Raw genomic sequence first — 16,971 nt, forward strand, 5'->3', positions numbered from 1 at the left:
GTTACGATGAGCCGGATCGAAGACAAAAGCAAGCGCATACAATATCTCGACTCGTTACGCGGCTTTGCAGCCCTATGGGTTCTTGTGCTTCATGTGGCGATGATGCCGCAACCAATATTTGCCTTGCCTGATTGGTTCGGCGTCTACGTGAAGCATGGTACAATGGGTGTTGAACTGTTCTTCGTTGTCAGCGCCTTTTCTTTATGTCTCAGCATGCCGGGACATTCAAAAGAACAGAGACCGCTTATCGGTTTTGCACTGCGCCGTTTTTTCCGCATTGCACCGCTATTCTACGTGATGATTGCCGTATCGGCGTTCTTCAATCCAGCTGGGTTCGAGTACACATGGAAGTCGGTTCTTGCTAATGTGTTCTTCGTATTCAATTTGATACCGGGGCATGGATACCAAACGTCCGTTGTTCTGGCTGGATGGACTATCGGCGTCGAAATGCTGTTCTATCTGGTGTTTCCGTTCCTCTATGCCCGCATAACGAATATCTGGCTTGCAATCGGTGGCGTACTAGCAGCGATTGTTCTGTCGAATATTTTTGTTTCAGTTTTGCCTTTGTTCGTGAAGGACGTACAGAACTACAACATGTATTCCGTGTTCTATCGGTTGCCGATATTCATGTGCGGACTTGTTGCATTTTTCTGGATGCCGAAGCTGAAGGACAATGCAAACAGCAAATCCATTGGAACCGCATTGATTGCAGCTGCTGCGGTTCTTTTCTACGCTGTCGTTTACGAAAGGGTTCCGTTCTTTGATGCCTATCACTGGACAGGCGTTATGTTTGCCTGTTTGGTTGTCGGCATCGGTCTCAACCCAATTGGGCTTATCGTCAATGACCTGACATCAGGCCTTGGTAAGATTAGCTATTCTGTATATTTGCTTCACAGCCCGGTCATCGTTTTGCTGTTCCCTGTTTACAAGTGGATGCAGGCAGCTGAATTAAGCCACATAGCGACCTTTATTGGCGCGGTTGCGATCACACTGATTATTGTGATCCCGCTCGCCGCCCTGGTTTACTACTATTGGGAAAAACCAACGAATGACTATGGCCGTCGCGTCGCCGACAAATTTGCAAGGCGGCGGCGGGATCTAGCGGCTAGTGTTAATTAAACCTGTCGGTTGATCGAACACGACGCCTCTTAGACTTGGCTCCATCAATCAGGAGCCGACCATGTTCGACGACAAGACATTCTCAATTATCGCCAGCGTCGCCAAGCCTCGCGCTATTTCCCCGGAAGCCCTCGCCGCTGTTGTCGAAGTCGAGAGCAATGGCATTGCGTATGCCAAGGTTGAGGGCCGCAATGTCCCATTGATCCGTATCGAGGGACATTATTTCGATCGTCTTGCCCCTGCCTCCAAGCAAAAGCAGGCAAGGAACGCCGGGCTAGCATCGCCAAAAGCAGGCGCGGTAAAGAACCCGAAAAGCCAACTGGATCGATATCGCATGTTTCAACGCATGTGCGACATCGACAAAGACGCCGCGATCATGTCGTGTAGCTGGGGCGTCGGCCAAGTGATGGGCGTCCACTGGCAGAAACTCGGGTTCGGATCCGCAAGCGAATTTCACACCTTCATTATGTCCGGCCTGCGCAGTCAGGTTGAAGTGATGGTCCGCTTCATCGAAAATGCGGGGCTGATCGATGAGCTCAAGCGTCAGGATTGGGCGGGCTTCGCCCGGATCTATAATGGACCGCGATACCGGGACAATAAGTACGACACAAAAATGGCAGCAGCTTATGCCCGCTATGGTGGCGCGCAACAGATCTCACCAGCTTCGGGCATGTTGAGATCTGGATCGTCCGGTGCTGCTGTGCGAGAGCTTCAGACATTGCTTCAGCGCAGCGGATATTCGATCGCCGTTGACGGTGACTTCGGGTCCGCAACCAGACAGGCTGTCAAGGAATTCCAGAAAGATCACGGCCTCGAGGTGGATGGCGTCGTCGGTCCAAAAACGCAACAGGCATTGAAGTCGCTTCAACTGGCGTCCGATGAACAGCCTGGTGCGCAATCTCCCGCTTCGGTTCCCGCCGTCAAAAATGCTGTGAAGGGCGGCGGCGCAATCGCGATCGTTCTGTCGATCCGCGAGCAGATCGGAGAGACAGCATCATATCTTGCCGGAATGGGGCTGAAAATCGCCGACAGCATCTCGTCCGGCCTCTTGGCGGCTTCGACACTTATCGGTGTCTGTCTGGCCGCCTATGCATTGTATGGGATCTGGAAATCTCGACAGACAGCGGAGCAAGGATAATGGCTGTGCTCGTCCTCGCCTTTCTGCGCAAGCATTGGGCGGCGTTCGTCCTGGTCGCCTCGATAGTTGCCATTGGTGCTTTCATTTACATGAAGGGCTGGTCCGATCGAGGCGAAAAGGAAAAAGCCGCATCGCAGACGCACACAATCAACCGGACTGACAACAGGGGGAAGATCAATGAAAGGGTTCGCAAGCTGGATGACGCTGGCGTGTGTGGCGCTCTTGGCGGGCTGTACCGCGACGACGAGTGCCAGTGATGGCGCGGGTTATGAAAAGCTTCACCCGAATGCACAGACACGCGCCTTCATAGTCAAGAACGACCGACCGTTCGCGAATGAAGTCGCCGCGCACAACCTCCAGTGCGACAATGATCGCGCCTGCCGGAAATAGGATCCATCAATGTCCTTCAGTGATTTCCTAGATGCCATCGGCATCAAGCTCGGAATATTCGTTGCTGGCCTTTCTGGCGGCATCCTGCGCGGTTTGTCACGTCGCCGGTACACTGCCAAGGAAATGATCGCCTCGCCTATCTGCGGTGCCTTGGCGGCGGCTTATCTCACTATGCCGGTGCTGCACTATCTTCGGGCAATAAACTGGCCTCTGCCTGAAGAGCCGATCGCAGCCACGAATGCCACGGCATTTGTTGTCGGCGCATGCGCGATGTGGATCTCTGACCTCCTGCTTGAGATCGTTGCGCGGTGGATCCGTGGCGGCAAAATCAGTCAGTAATTATCTGTGGAAAACGGTTTCCGATACTGGATGATAAACCCTTTCAAAAAATATCGGATACCGTTACAAATAGAAAAAGATCGGATAAAAGTCGTTTTACAAGTAATTGATTTTGTTTAACCTCATGGTTACTCTTAATCAGCGGGTCGTAGGTTCGATCCCTACATCACCCACCATTTTCTCTTCTGAAAACAAACGCTTCCGCTGATAACTGATCCTGATGGATCAGAAAAATTCTTCTCGCCCGAACGAATATGTGTCTCAGTGCCTGCGGATGATTTTTCGCTTTGGAGAATGCTTCAGCTCTGGTTTGCTCATACACTCCCCAATACATTACCGATAATTAATTGGCATATTCATATGCGGTTCATCTAAAAAGACAGACATTACTCGCACGCCTTTTAGCGGCGCCCCTGTAAAGAGTAATGGAGTCAAATTGCCATGAAATCGAAGACCGCATTTATCGCTGTAATTGCAACATCTTTGCTTGCTGTACCCGCACTGGCACAAGAAAATAGCAGTGCAAATACTGATAAACCGGCAGCAGAGACGGCCGTTGCCCCAAACAAGGACATGAAGGGCAAGCGTGGCCCTGTCGACCTTGATAAATTCTCACGCATGGATGACCTCAAGGCCGCCGATACCGATGGCGACGGCGTACTTTCTCGCGCCGAAATCGAAGCACTGGCACTCAAGCGCATCGTGAGCCGGGCAGCTGACCGCATGGAGCGTCGCCTCGACGTCAATGGTGATGGCAAGGTTACGCTTGCGGAAGTGGAAAATCAGCGCAAGAAGGAATTCGCTGCACTGGATCGAAATGAGGATGGCAAAATCGATCGTAGCGAAATGCGCGCCGCGAAGATGCATCACCAAGCCAGAGGCTCTCACCACAAAGGTCCACATCATATGGGCAACCACAAAGGTGGTGAGCACAAAGGCTCGATGAAGGATCAGGCAGAGAAGCCACAGGAATAAAGCTGAAATAAAAAAAACCCGGGCTCAATGCCCGGGTTTTTCATACACCGATGTCAATTTAACCGTTCAAGAGCGGATGACACCCTTCTTGAAAATGATATTGCCATAAAGCCGCTTCTCACCGGTCCGAATGATCGCGAACGCATCGCGAGCGCGGTGATAAAAAGCAAATCTTTCAACTGGATCGACGGAAATCTTTCGCCCTTCAGCCTTTTCTATGACCGATTCAAATTCCTTGAAAATCGCCGGCGTTTCATTGGGCGCCTGCATGACGGCGGCTGGCTTGTCGACAAAATCGTCCAAAGGCAACAGCGACAACACAGCCTCGGCCATATCCGTTGCAGTGATCCCCGGAAAGTCCAGCACGTGGACACCAGAGGACTGCGCCGGATAATTGGCATCAACAATCACGAGATCGTCTCCGTGCCCCATATCGGCAAGAACCTCGAGCAGCGAGCCGGTCAGCAATGGATTGATATTCTTCAACATAAGACGTCAGTTCCTATAAAAATTCTGTCGCCTCACACTAAACAACTCGCTTTCAGAATCGCAAGGTCCAAGTGTTGGAAGGTGACCGGTCTTATCTCGTGGTCGGGTCCAGCTTGTCGCGTAGCCAATCACCCACAAAGCTGATCGACAGCGTCGTGAACATGATCACAAATGACGGCGCGAGCATGATCCACGGTGCGCGAGTGAGATATTCGCGACCATAACCAACCATATTACCAAGGCTGGTCATCGGCGGCTGCACACCGAGGCCCAGAAACGAGAGGCTGCTTTCAAGGAGAATAATCTCCGGGAATGTCAGCGTCATCGAGACGATTAGCGTTGAAGCAATGTTCGGGAGGATGTGTTTGAGATACACTCGCGACGGCGTAGCGCCGAGCTGGGTAACCGCTGCTGCATAACCCTGTGCATTCGCTGAGACAGCCAGCCCACGCGCGATACGGGCATAACGTTCCCAGCCGTAGAAGCCCATCAGGCAGGTCAGCAAAAGAAGCGAGCTTCCGAAAAATGCCAGCACGGCAAGAGACAAAATCAGGAATGGCAACGCCGCCTGAAAATCAGCCAGCATGACCACAACCTGCTCCACCGCGCCTCGAAAATAAGCTGCGAGAAAACCGAGTGTCGTCCCGAACACCGCTGAAATGATCGTCGCACCAAACGCGATGAGCAGCGAAATGCGAATGGATTCGATAAGGCGTGAAAGCACGTCACGTCCCAGCTCATCGGTACCCAGCCAATGCTGTGCGTTCCCCGGCAGTGCGAGGCGGTTTTTCAGGTCAAAGGCTGTGATGTTGTAGGGTTTTATCCAGTCCGCAGTCAGCGCAATCAGGATCATTGCGGCGATCCAGATAAAGCCGATGATAACCATCAGCGGAATGCTTTTACGGCTCTTTTTCGGTTGCGTGGAAACAGTGGCAGTATTGGCGGTCATATCCGTCATCGGTTCAGCCTCACGCCTTGCCCTGCGCCTGACGCAGACGCGGATCGAGATAACCATAGAGAAGATCAACAATGAAATTGGAGATCACCATCGTCGCGGCCACGAGAAGCAATATGCATTGCACGATAGCAAGATCGCGATTGGCTACCGAAACCACGAGCAGTCTGCCCACGCCTGGCCAAGAAAAGAGCGATTCAACCACCACCGCACCTGCAATCAGCGATCCGACCATAAATCCGACGATAGTGACAATCGGAATGGCCGCGTTAGGCAGTGCATGACGCCAGACAACATTTCGCCAGGACACACCTTTGGCGCTCGCCGTGCGAATATAGGGCTGCCCCAGAATCTCGATCATTGCGCTGCGGGAGAACCGCGCCAGAATGGCCGCGCCGCCGAGCCCCATGGTGATTATGGGTAGAATGGCATGCATCCAGCTGTCCTGCCCGCCCGAGGGCAACCAGCCCAACGAAACCGAGAACACCAGCACGAGCAACAAGCCAAGTACAAAACTCGGTAAAGTGAAGCCGATGACGGCAGTAGCCATGACAGCCCGGTCTATGAAGCTGTTGCGATGCAACGCAGCATAAATTCCGGCCGGAATGCCAAGCCCAAGTTTGATCAACAATGCCGGTATCGTAAGTTGAAGCGTCGCGGGAATGCGCTCGGTCACCAGTGCGATTGCAGATTGACCATCGCGCATCGATATCCCAAGATCGCCGCGCACAATAGCGCCGAAATAGCGCAAATATTGCTGCCAGAGCGGATCATCGAGCCCCCAGTTCTTCCGGAAGGCAGCTATCGCTTCCGGTGGCGCGTCCGGTCCCATGATGATCTGGGCCGGATCACCGGACATACGCAAAACGACGAAAGCGAATGTCACCACAAGAAGAATGGTCACAAATGCGCGAACCCCGCGAACCATCAAAAATCTAAGCATGAATATTGTCCGTCTGCAGGCTTCCTGCAAAATGGCAGGCCACTTTGCGTCCCGCTGGCATGTCGAGAAGTTCAGGTGTCTCGCTGCTGCAGCGCGGAGCCGCGAAACGGCAACGGGGGTGAAACGCACAGCCATTAGGTCGCGCGGCAGGGTTCGGCGGCTCTCCCTGCAGGATGATGCGATTACTGAGAGGAATTCCAGCGACAGGGACACTGGACACCAGCGCCTGCGTGTAGGGGTGAAGCGGTTTGGCAAAAATCTCGTCCGAGGACGCCTCTTCGACGATCCGGCCCAGATACATGACCGCAACACGATCCGAAATATTGCGTACCACCTTCAGATCATGGCTGATGAAAACCATGGCGATGCCTTCGCGTTCCTGCAAATCGCGCAAAAGATTCACAACCTGCGCCTGAATGGAAACATCCAGCGCCGATACAGGTTCGTCGCAAACAATGAGTTGCGGCTTGCATGCGATGGCGCGTGCAATGACGACACGCTGGCGCTGCCCGCCTGAAAGCTCATGCGGATAGCGCGAAGCCTGATCGGGACGAAGGCCGACCGCTCGCATCAGCTCTGCAACACGCGCTTTCTGCTCAGCAGCGATTCCAATTCCGTGAATCTCCAGTGGCTCAGCAATCTGACGGCCAATCGGCAACCGTCGGTCCAAAGCTGCCAGAGGGTCCTGATAGACAAGCTGCATACGCGCCCGCAAAGCGCGCCAGCTTGCGGTTTTCTGGCGAGGTAGGGCTGAACCTTCAAACGTCACCTCTCCCTCGCTGGGATCTTCCAGACCGAGAAGCAGCCGCCCGGTCGTGGATTTACCCGAACCGGACTCGCCAACAATGCCCAGTGTTGTCGCCGGAGCGACCGATATGGAAAGCCCGTCGACCGCGCGCACCGCGACCGGTTTTGCGAACGGACCTTTGCGCGATGTGTAGGTTTTGACAAGGTCGCGAGCTTCGATGAGAGCGGCTGTCATTGTGCTATTGCCCTTGTGCTCGCCGGGGTTGAAATATGGCCGCCGATGGACGGCAGCAAATACGACGCGGCCGAATAGGGATGAAAACAGGCGACCATACGCCCCTCACCGGCATCGTCCTGCGGAACACCGAGTCTGGGGAGGCTTCGCGCGCAGAGATCATTCGCGCTCAAGCAGCGTGGCGAAAATGCGCAACCTTGCGGAAGCTTGCCCGGCTCAGGAACTGTGCCCTCAATGGGGATCAGACGATTGCGCCCGCTATCAAGGTTCGGAATGGAATCGAACAGGCCGTGCGTATAAGGATGGCGCGGAGCAGCAAAGAGTGCTTCGGTCCGGGCCTGTTCAACGATACGCCCGGCATACATGACGGAAACACGTTCGCAAATTTGCGACACTGCACCAAGATCATGGCTGATAAAGACCACAGCCATGCCGGTTTCCGCACGCAATGCAGCCAATAGATCAAGAATTTGAGCCTGAATCGTAGCATCAAGTGCTGTCGTGGGCTCATCCGCGATAAGGATATCAGGATTGCCCGCCAGCGCCATGGCAATCATCAAACGCTGGTTCTGGCCACCGGAAAATTCGTGCGGATAATTATCGATGCGGCGACGGGCATCGGGTATTCCCACCAGTTCCATCAATCGCAAAACTTCTGATCGGGCTGCAGGTCCTCTCAAATTGCGATGAAGCCGCACGGCCTCCTCAATCTGGCGCCCGACCCGAATAACCGGATTTAGGGAACTCGATGGATCCTGAAAGATCATCGCAATACGGCCACCCCGAACACCTTCGAGCGTGCTGCGCGATGCGGTCAGCAATTCTGTTCCTTCAAGGAGAACACTACCGGAGATCGACGCCTTTTTCGGCAAGAGACCGAGCGCTGCCAGCCAGGTGACAGACTTGCCGCAGCCGGACTCCCCGACTAATCCGACAGCTTCGCCTCGCTCAATCGAAAGGTCGATACCATGCAGAACCGGTACGCCATCAAAGGCCACTTTGAGATTGGAAATTTCGACCAGCGGCATCATGCAATCCTTCTGGTTCATTCACAGTCGCGGGGTTTGAAACCCCAAAGGAAAAGCGAGCCCGATTGAACCGGGCTCGCCTCTACAAATGGATCAGGCCCAGTTGTTTTTGCGGAAGTCCATCGCGAAAGCGGGCGCCGCCTTCCACTTCAATGACTTCGGCTTGGCGGTGAAAGTCGCGTTCTGGTGGAGGACGGTGTAGGCTGGATCTTCACGTTCGCAGATTTCCAGCATCCGCTTGAATGCTTCCTTGCGCTTGGCGTGATCCGTGCTCGTTTCCATAATGACGGAAAGCTTGTTCGCCTCCTCATTCGTCCATTCACCAACCTGTTGCTGCTGACCGTTCGGACCATGCTGGCTGACGATAGACGAAACCGGATCGTTGAACGGTGCGGAGTTGGACCAGTCGCGTACGGCACGCCCCGGGCTCTTCTCCAGAACCTGCTGCCAGTTTTCCTGCATCTGAATTTCGACGTTCAGCCCCACCTGGTTCCACATCTCCACAAGGATCTGCGCGGTTGGGGTCTGGTTCGTGTAGTAGTTGTTGAGCAGGCGGTAAGGGATGGCATCGCCCTTGTAACCGGCTTCCTTCAGAAGCTGCTTGGCGAGATCCGGGTTATATTCCGGAACACTCCAGCCCTGAACGAACATATCGCCATAGTAGTCCCACTGGAGACCAGCCGGAACGACCGTACGACCGGCCCACAACGAATCCACGATCGCCTGACGGTCGATCGCATGGGTAAATGCGCGACGCACCAACGGATTTTCCAGCTGCGGATGGAACTTGTCGAACACAGTTAGACGGTGGTTGAGGATCGTACCGCCCTGAACCTCGAAAGCGTCATTCTTTTCGATACCTTCGATCTGATCCGGTGGAATATCGCAGGCAAACTGATATTCGCCCGAGAGCAGACCATTGATGCGGGAGGCAACTTCCGGCACCTCGATGAAACGGATTTGCTTCAGCGGTGGGCGTCCACCCCAATATTCGTCGTGAGCTTCGAGCACCAACATGTTGTCCGGCTTGAACTCGACAACCTTGTAGGGCCCGGTGGTAACCGGCTTGCGCGCCCAGTCGAGATAGCTAGGCGACTCTTCCCAGCCACGACGACTCATAATCTGGCTGCCGTAACGGGAGATACGGCCTTCCATGGTGACGTCTGGCGTACCGTTCTTGAAGCGCACCGTGTATTTGTCGACAATTTCGACACCCAGCAAGGCTGGCCAGGAACGACGGGCCGTCGCTGGCACTTCAAGCGGCAGTTCCTTGCTTTCACGACCGAGCGGATTTTTCTCCGTGACGTAAATCGTCTTGCCTTCGGCTGGTTGCGTGTCGCCAAACATGCGCTCCTTGCCAAAAGTGAAGGCAACGTCTTCGGCGGTCATCTCATCGCCATTGTGGAACTTCACCCCCTGACGGAGCTTTAGCTCAACCGTCTTGTCATCGATGCGGGTCCATTCGGTCGCAAGACCAGGCACAGCCGAAAGACCGCCCAGCCAGTCGCGGTCGATCAACGCCTCCCAGATACTGGAAAAGAAAACGCGTTCGCCGACATTCGACTGTTCGCGAAGAACGTCGAGCGTGTTGCTGTTTGCCACCTTCTGCACAGCAATAGTGATCGATGGGCGATTGTCAGCCTGTGCGATTGCAAATCGCGGCAGGACGAGCGAACCGGCGGCACCGGCTGAAAGGCCAAGCATCCCGCGTCGGGTCAGATTGATCATTTGGTTGCTCCTGAGATCAATGGTTGCGCGTTGTCAGCCCTTGCGGGCCGGATCTGTAATGGGTCAGTGTCCGGTCGGCATGAGACAGCCGCCACGACAAAGCCTTCTGGGCGTAGTCGCGAACGAGAGCCGCATAAGCGGGGTCTTCAGCCAGGTTGTTGAATTCGTGCGGGTCCGCCTTCAAATCGAAGAACAGCGGCGGCAGGGCCGCAAAATGCACGTACTTGTAGTTTTCGTCCTCGATCACACAGAGGCTGCAATCATCCTGGGAGAGCTGTACCGAGTTCTGCGGCTGATCGTAGAAGACGTCGCGGAAATCGAACTCGTAATGCAATTCTGTGCGCCAGTCGGCGGGTTTCCCCTCACCCAGAAACGGCAGCAGCGAACGCCCGTCGCAAGCGCGCGGCGTTTCCCCGCCGAGCCATTCGAGGATGGTTGGCATGACATCGATGCTTTCGGAAAACCCATCTTCGATCTGGCCAGCGTGCCGGTTCTCTCCCGCATCCTTTATAACCAAAGGAATACGGAAACTTTCGTCGTTGTAGCCGATCTTGCCGAGCAGATGATGATCGCCGAGCTGCTCGCCATGGTCGCTGGTGAAGATGATTAGTGTGTCGTCCCACTGACCAGTTTCATCAAGGTAAGCGAAGACCCGCCCCAGACAATCGTCGATTTCCGTAATCAGGCCGCAATAGGTGGCGCGCATCTGGCGAATCTCGCCTTCGTCCAGCGTTGCGCCGGAGCCTTCCGCCCCATGGAAAAACGAACCACGCCTGATATGATCGATATAGTGCTTCATAAGCGGGTGCTGTGCCGCTTCGGCGTCCGGACTTTCCGCGCGAACCGGCGCAGGCATATCTTCGGCCTTGTACATCGCATGATAAGGCGCGGAAGCGACGAATGGCGGGTGCGGGCGGTAGTAACCGAGATGCAGGAAGAAGGGCTTGCCGTCCCTGCCCTTCAGATATGTCAGCGCACGTTCGGTGAAGAATGTAGAATCCGAGAATTCCTTCGGGATACGCGACGGTTTGTCGGTAGCACCGGGAACGGAATGCTCACCTTCTGGCAGCCAGATATCTTCCCGGTTCTCCGGCAGTTCAAAACCGTTCTGCGCCACCCAGCCGAAATATCCGTCCATATTGGGTTCGAATGCGCCCACTGAGCGAAACCCGTCCATGATATCGCCAAGAACCGTGAAACGCGGATCTCTTGGGGACGTCGAACGCGGGTCAGGCGTCGTCGTCGTGTAACCAATGAGCGCGGGATCATAGCCGATGGCGCGGAGGGCTTTGCCGAGGTTCAAATGGCGCTGATCAAGCGGAACAGTGTTCTGCACTGCCCGATGGTTCATCAGGTAAAGGCCAGTAAGCAGGCTTGCCCTTGCTGGTCCACATGGCACACAGGTTGTGACGTGGTTGCGGAAGGTCAAGCCTTCCCGGCAAAGGCGATCAAGATTGGGAGTTTTGAGGAAGGGGTCGCACCCCTCCGCCCGCATCAGGTGGGGGATAAAATCTGCTCGCCATTGATCAACGACGATAAGCAGGACATTTTTTCTGGTCATGTTGGCCTCGTTATTTCCGAGGCTTACTAGGACCCTTATATATCAAGGGCATGACCCTTGTGTAATGTTTTGGTGAAGCTCTGATTACAGAAACGCCGGCCAAAGGCCGGCGTTTCGCTCAGATCAGCGGAATAGTCGATCATTCCGCCTTGGCTTCGATATCGACCTTGTCGAGCAGCAAGGTCGGATCCTGCGATGCAGCTACCATTTCGAGAGCGCCAATGCCTTTTTCGGCTTTCGACTTGACAGTCAGCTCGAAAATATTCGGCTTAGCCAGGAACGTCGAAAACGCCGTCGCAACATCCTGCAACTGTGGCTGCTCCGCTGCCAGCTCTTGCAGAGCGGCTGCAGCCATCAGAGACATCGTGCCGCGTACTTCGTCTTCCGACATATCTTTTTCTTCGGCATAAATTTTGATCGCGTTGGCGATAATGCCCTTTTCCTCAACCTTCAGGTTTACCTGCTTGGCCTTGAGCCCGAGCAGAGCGACCTGCATCATCACCTTATCGCCAGAGAAGAATTCCTTCGTCAGGCCGCCCATCAAACCAGACATGGATACGGAACCCATATCCTTACCGCTGATCGAAATGTCCTTGATGATCAGATCCTGATTTGCCTCATCCCAGCTTGCTTCGAAGTTTGAAGACATGGTGAGACTATCATAGCCAAGCTTCCGAAGCTGCTGGTAGAATTCGTCATCAGCCTGTGTCGGCACTTTGATCGACATGTCTTCGTACGCGACGCGCACATCGGTCGGAATACCGTTGTAAGGCTTGTTGAGAGCGACTTCATAGCTCTTCATGGCAAACTGAATGCGTTCAGGCAGCGAAGGAACCGACGATTCTTCGGTTGCAGCCTGCTCTCCCTCATCCGCATTTTCCTCGCCTGCGTCCACATCTTCAGACTTTTCGTATGGCAGATCGGCGTCGATCCCCACTACCCGAAGCGTGCCGAATTCCGGAAGCATGGTCGTGAAAGGGAAGTTTTCAACTTCGTCCTCATTCAGCGCCGCAAACTTCTTCAAGGCTTCGACTGAAGTCGCCCAGGAGAAGCCCTTCAAGGAAGCTTCCTCCATCTTCATGTAGTCCTGACCTTCGGAGAAGGCCAAGCCTTTGATGGTCGCATCCATCTTCTGATTGTCGAAAGCAACTGCGACGCGTTCGATACCGCCCTTGCCTTTCGATGCATCAGTTGGCTCGATCTTCATGCCGAGCATTTCGACATCGCCCTTACCGATCGTGTCGAACAGGGAACTCAACTGAAGAATAAGCTCGCGCGTCTCTTCCTGTGAAAGTTCGTCCGCATTTTCGAGAGACTGGAGCTTCTCCAAGGTTTCGGTGAACGGTACGGCGGGCATACGAGCCGTGAAACCGTTGCTGCGAATCTCATCGTAGCTGAAGTTCGCATCCTTCGTCTTCATGACGATGTTCTTCGCCGAAAACGGGCCATAGACCGGCTTTGCTTCCTTATCGTCCGGGCCTGCCTTTTCGGTATAGAGGCGGGCGAGGAAGACACCATCAATGTCTTTGCCCTCTGCGGCACCCATGGTGCCTGTCATCTTGTCCGTGACTTTTTCGCCGTCTTCACCCGGCACTTGGATCGTGAAGTCGAAAATCGTGCCGCCCGCCGTATAACGAGCAACCTTACCGAGGTTGATATCTTCCAGCGCAACGTCTTTATAGACGATGTTCTGTTCGTTATTCGCGACTGTCTGGACAACCTTGATTTCCTGCGCAGTCAGGCGCTTTGCCGAGAAACGACCAACGCGTTCCGGCAGCGTCAGACCACTATTGCCGAAAGTATCCTTCAGCATGGCTGTATCGAAATTAGCGTCTTCGATTGCCACGCTTGGAATGGAAATCTTGTAGTTTCCGATCTCCGTATCAATGCCCGACGCATTCAACATGCCGGTCAGGAACAGAAACTTGGGGCGACCGTCAACCGAAGCGATACGAACGTTGGAGCCATCCTTCAACGGCAACGTCACGTCGCGCAGATGAATACGTCCGAGAAAGTCGGCTTCGACGGAAGATGCTTTGCCGCCACGCTTCTCAAGCTGCGACGTGATCGTCTTCTCAAGTGTGATCTTGTATCCGGTCAAACCGGCGGCAGCGATAGCGATTACCGCAACTGCCGCCCACAGCGCCTTGCGCCCACCCTTACGGGTTCCGTTCTTTGCCTGCTCCACGATGCTGGTCCTTTCAGCGCAAATTAAAACGGTGTCTGTGCAAGCCATTGCCAGAACGAATTCGCTGACGAAAGGGAGGTTTCGACATCGCGTAAATACGGCTGAAACAACTGCTTAAAACACACAGCCTGAATCGGTCAGGCAGACAGATGCTCTAACTACCTGAAATTGCAAGCGCAAGCAGGATCGTAAAAGTTCCTCACAATATTTTTGGGCTTTCTCAAGCAATACTCGAACACGGCAACACAAAAATCATTGGTAATTTCAACGAAATACCTTCCGCGCCATTTCAGCTATTGAACCGGTTACTATCCCGTTCATTCAAACACACAGATACTATCAAACGCTCAAAGCGGCTGATCGGGATGCGGAGATGAACCGTAAGCGCCCCAAATGGATTGATCGAAATTCACGATAGCGCCAGTCATCAAGCCGGATTCTTCCGAAGCCAAAAATACTATCGCGCGGGCAACTTCGACTGGTTCAATCAGCCTTCCGAAAGGCTGGCTCTTAGCCGCTTCATCCAGCCAGTTCTCCGGCGCATTGTGAAACTCGCGTTGGATACGGTCTTCGCCGTCTGATGCCATCCAGCCAATATTCAGGCTATTGATGCGAATACGATTGCGCAAAACCGAATAGGCTACGTTGCGGGTCAGTGTGTCCAACGCCCCCTTGGAAGCGCAATAGGCTGCAATGAAAGGCTGGCCGCCCATGGACGACATCGAAGAAATATTGACAATCGTTCCCTCGATCTTGTCGCGCCGGAACAGCTCTATCGCTTCTTGAATGAGGAAGAATGGCGCTCGTGTATTCACCGCAAACAAACGGTCGAACAATTCCGGGCTCGTATCCAGAATAGTGCCCCGATCCGTCAAACCAGCAGCGTTTACGAGAACGTCAAGCCTTCCAAAAACACGGTCGGCTTCCGAAACGATCCTGCGGCAGTCTTCCACCTTCTCAAGATCAGCCTGCACGAAGACCGCTTTGGCTCCGAGATTTGCTAACTGATCGACTTGCGCTAGCCCTTTTTCAACCGAACGCCCGCATATAACGAGACCTTTGGCGCCTCTCTCTGCAAACAGTTTCGCAGTTGCTGCGCCAAGCCCTTGCGTGCTTCCGGTAATGACGGCAACTTTGCCATTGAATTGTCCGTTCATTCTACGCTCCGAAAATCCCGGTCAGACCCGACCGCCCAGTTCAGCAGTCAGGTCGGCGAGTTCCTGCCCACCTGCCATGAGGCTTTGCAATTCGTCCATGTCCACATCGTTCTTCGTTCGCGTTCCAAGCGTTATCCCGCGATTGAGAACTGTGAATTTGTCACCGACCGCATGAGCATGACGGACATTGTGCGTAATGAAGATCACACCCAGCCCGCGTGAGCGCACCAGATTGATGTATTTGAGAACCATCGCCGTTTGCCGGACCCCCAGCGCGGAGGTCGGTTCATCGAGGATCAGCACTTTCGCGCCGAAGTAGACGGCGCGGGCAATCGCCACACACTGCCGCTCACCGCCGGAAAGCGTTCCGACAGCCTGCTGCGGGTCACGGACATCGATCCCGATCTTGCGCATCTCCTCACGCGTAACTTCTTCCGCCTGCTGCGTATCGAACCAGCGTATTGGGCCGATGCCCTTGGTCGGTTCCCGTCCCAGAAAGAAATTCCGCATGACCGACATTAGCGGGATCATCGCAAGATCCTGATAAACTGTCGCAATCCCATGATCGAGCGCATCGCGCGGACTGTTGAAGGTGACGGGCTTTCCTTCGACCAGAAAGTCGCCGCTGGTCGGCTTGTGCACGCCAGAAAGCGTCTTGATCAGCGTTGATTTACCGGCACCATTGTCGCCAAGCAGGCAATGGACCTGCCCCGGCTCGACACTCAGCGAGACGCCGTTCAACGCTATGACGGGGCCGAAATGTTTAACGAGATTGCGAACTTCGATGATGGGTGTCGTCATGGCAAATCTCCCTCTCAGCGCTCGCCGGTCGCACGCTTGCGAATGAAATTGTTGAAGAGCACCGCGATCAGAAGCATTCCTCCCAGGAAGACCAAATACCAGTCCTGATCGATCTGGGTATAGGTCAGCCCGATCAGAACCATGCCGAAGATGATCGCGCCGAAGAACGCACCAATTGCAGAACCATAACCGCCGGTCAGCAGACAGCCGCCAATGACTGCAGCGATAATCGCCTCGAACTCCTTCTGGAAGCCACGGCGCGCATCGGTTGAACCGGCATCCAGAACGGTAAGAATAGCCACCAATGCCGCAGCCATTGCCGTGCACATGAATAGCGTTGTCTTGACGCGACGGACAGGAACACCGGAATTGCGTGCAGCCAGAGCATCACCGCCGGCCGCGAAAATCCAGTTGCCAAAGCGTGTGCGTACCAGCACATAGGTTGCAATAAGTGCGATGGCGATGAACCACAGAACCTCGACCGGCACGCCTTTTACCGAAGGCTCACCATTGGGAAATTTGTCAATCAGATCGTTTTCAGCCATCCAGGCGAAAAGTCCCTGAAAAGCATCGCCGGAAAACAGGCCTGCCAGATAACTGCCCGCTACAGCTTCCTTCACGCCACGCAGCTGCGTAGCGCCACCTGTTGCCCATTTCAGCCCGACCAGCGACAGACCACGCAAAATGAACAGGAATGCGAGCGTCACAATAAATGATGGCAATCCAGTACGGATAACAATCTGCGCATTCACCATCCCCACGAAAGCGGCGAACAGCAGCGTGACGATGATGGCGACACCGAGCGGCACCTGCCAGACGACCAGAGCAGCGGCAAAGATCAGGCCTGCAAAAGCTACCATCGAGCCGATAGACAGGTCGAATTCACCACCGATCATAAGAAGCGCTGCGGCGACTGCCAGAATGCCGAGCTGCGAAGCAGGAGCCATGAAGTTCATGATGCCGGCAGCAGTAAACATCGCCGGATTGGCAACTGAAACGAAAAAGACCGTAATTAGGATCAGGCCGGATACCGCTCCTAATTCCGGTCGGCTCAGGAGCCGTTGCATTGGGCTCGCCGACTGAAGCCGCTCATCCTTCGATAGCGCCGCTGTGTTGGCCTTTTCATGGGGAAGTGGCTCACTCATGATCTTCTCCTGATGCATTCTGGGCACAGAGAC

Annotated in this window: 16 protein-coding genes; 5 read left to right on the forward strand and 11 right to left on the reverse strand. The window is 54.4% G+C overall.

Annotated features, from left to right (window positions below; translation table 11 throughout):
• Positions 1–6 precede the first annotated feature (6 nt).
• The 5 genes from AC1RHM_RS03070 to AC1RHM_RS03090 all read left to right on the forward strand — a co-directional run bounded on the left by AC1RHM_RS03070 (position 7) and on the right by AC1RHM_RS03090 (position 3,961).
• Positions 7–1,119 carry an acyltransferase family protein gene (locus AC1RHM_RS03070; RefSeq protein WP_492332475.1) on the forward strand — a complete coding sequence of 371 codons (1,113 nt, stop codon included), beginning with the start codon at positions 7–9 and terminating at the stop codon, positions 1,117–1,119.
• A 61-nt stretch (positions 1,120–1,180) separates the two neighbouring features.
• Positions 1,181–2,257: an N-acetylmuramidase domain-containing protein gene (locus AC1RHM_RS03075; protein ID WP_492332476.1), complete on the forward strand. Its 1,077-nt coding sequence runs from the start codon at positions 1,181–1,183 to the stop codon at positions 2,255–2,257.
• Complete coding sequence (locus tag AC1RHM_RS03080) at positions 2,257–2,514, forward strand: hypothetical protein (protein ID WP_492332477.1); 258 nt, start codon at positions 2,257–2,259, stop codon at positions 2,512–2,514. The genes AC1RHM_RS03075 and AC1RHM_RS03080 overlap by 1 nt, the downstream gene beginning before the upstream one ends.
• Before the next feature lie 142 nt (positions 2,515–2,656).
• Complete coding sequence (locus AC1RHM_RS03085) at positions 2,657–2,986, forward strand: hypothetical protein (RefSeq protein WP_492332478.1); 330 nt, start codon at positions 2,657–2,659, stop codon at positions 2,984–2,986.
• 441 nt (positions 2,987–3,427) lie between these two features.
• On the forward strand, positions 3,428–3,961 hold the full coding sequence (locus tag AC1RHM_RS03090) for an EF-hand domain-containing protein (RefSeq protein ID WP_010659811.1): 534 nt from the start codon (positions 3,428–3,430) through the stop codon (positions 3,959–3,961).
• 66 nt (positions 3,962–4,027) lie between these two features.
• On the opposite strand, the gene AC1RHM_RS03095 is transcribed toward AC1RHM_RS03090, so the two are convergent.
• The 11 genes from AC1RHM_RS03095 to AC1RHM_RS03145 form a co-directional block, all read right to left on the reverse strand.
• On the reverse strand, positions 4,028–4,450 hold the full coding sequence (locus AC1RHM_RS03095) for an RbsD/FucU family protein (protein WP_010659810.1): 423 nt from the start codon (positions 4,448–4,450) through the stop codon (positions 4,028–4,030).
• 91 nt (positions 4,451–4,541) lie between these two features.
• Positions 4,542–5,408 carry an ABC transporter permease gene (locus AC1RHM_RS03100; protein WP_010659809.1) on the reverse strand — a complete coding sequence of 289 codons (867 nt, stop codon included), beginning with the start codon at positions 5,406–5,408 and terminating at the stop codon, positions 4,542–4,544.
• A 10-nt stretch (positions 5,409–5,418) separates the two neighbouring features.
• The gene (locus AC1RHM_RS03105; RefSeq protein WP_010659808.1) at positions 5,419–6,348 is read right to left on the reverse strand and encodes an ABC transporter permease; all 930 of its coding nucleotides are present in this window, start codon (positions 6,346–6,348) and stop codon (positions 5,419–5,421) included.
• Positions 6,341–7,330, reverse strand: a complete 990-nt coding sequence (locus AC1RHM_RS03110) for an ABC transporter ATP-binding protein (protein ID WP_010659807.1) — start codon at positions 7,328–7,330, stop codon at positions 6,341–6,343. The genes AC1RHM_RS03105 and AC1RHM_RS03110 overlap by 8 nt, the downstream gene beginning before the upstream one ends.
• Complete coding sequence (locus tag AC1RHM_RS03115; RefSeq protein WP_010659806.1) at positions 7,327–8,361, reverse strand: ABC transporter ATP-binding protein; 1,035 nt, start codon at positions 8,359–8,361, stop codon at positions 7,327–7,329. Before AC1RHM_RS03115 ends, AC1RHM_RS03110 begins: the two co-directional genes overlap by 4 nt.
• A gap of 90 nt (positions 8,362–8,451) precedes the next feature.
• The gene (locus AC1RHM_RS03120; RefSeq protein ID WP_010659805.1) at positions 8,452–10,086 is read right to left on the reverse strand and encodes an ABC transporter substrate-binding protein; all 1,635 of its coding nucleotides are present in this window, start codon (positions 10,084–10,086) and stop codon (positions 8,452–8,454) included.
• 16 nt (positions 10,087–10,102) lie between these two features.
• Positions 10,103–11,647 carry a phosphoric/sulfuric ester hydrolase PehA gene (gene pehA, locus AC1RHM_RS03125; protein ID WP_029376076.1) on the reverse strand — a complete coding sequence of 515 codons (1,545 nt, stop codon included), beginning with the start codon at positions 11,645–11,647 and terminating at the stop codon, positions 10,103–10,105.
• 139 nt (positions 11,648–11,786) lie between these two features.
• Positions 11,787–13,835, reverse strand: a complete 2,049-nt coding sequence (locus AC1RHM_RS03130) for an aq_1923 C-terminal domain (protein WP_010659802.1) — start codon at positions 13,833–13,835, stop codon at positions 11,787–11,789.
• Between the two features lie 347 nt (positions 13,836–14,182).
• Positions 14,183–14,992: an SDR family oxidoreductase gene (locus tag AC1RHM_RS03135; protein WP_010659801.1), complete on the reverse strand. Its 810-nt coding sequence runs from the start codon at positions 14,990–14,992 to the stop codon at positions 14,183–14,185.
• Positions 14,993–15,013: 21 nt separating this feature from the next.
• On the reverse strand, positions 15,014–15,793 hold the full coding sequence (locus AC1RHM_RS03140) for an ATP-binding cassette domain-containing protein (RefSeq protein ID WP_010659800.1): 780 nt from the start codon (positions 15,791–15,793) through the stop codon (positions 15,014–15,016).
• Positions 15,794–15,807: 14 nt separating this feature from the next.
• Positions 15,808–16,938 carry an ABC transporter permease gene (locus tag AC1RHM_RS03145; protein WP_010659799.1) on the reverse strand — a complete coding sequence of 377 codons (1,131 nt, stop codon included), beginning with the start codon at positions 16,936–16,938 and terminating at the stop codon, positions 15,808–15,810.
• Positions 16,939–16,971 lie beyond the last annotated feature (33 nt).

The sequence above is a fragment of the Brucella sp. GW823-FHT04E01 genome, from assembly GCF_058796175.1.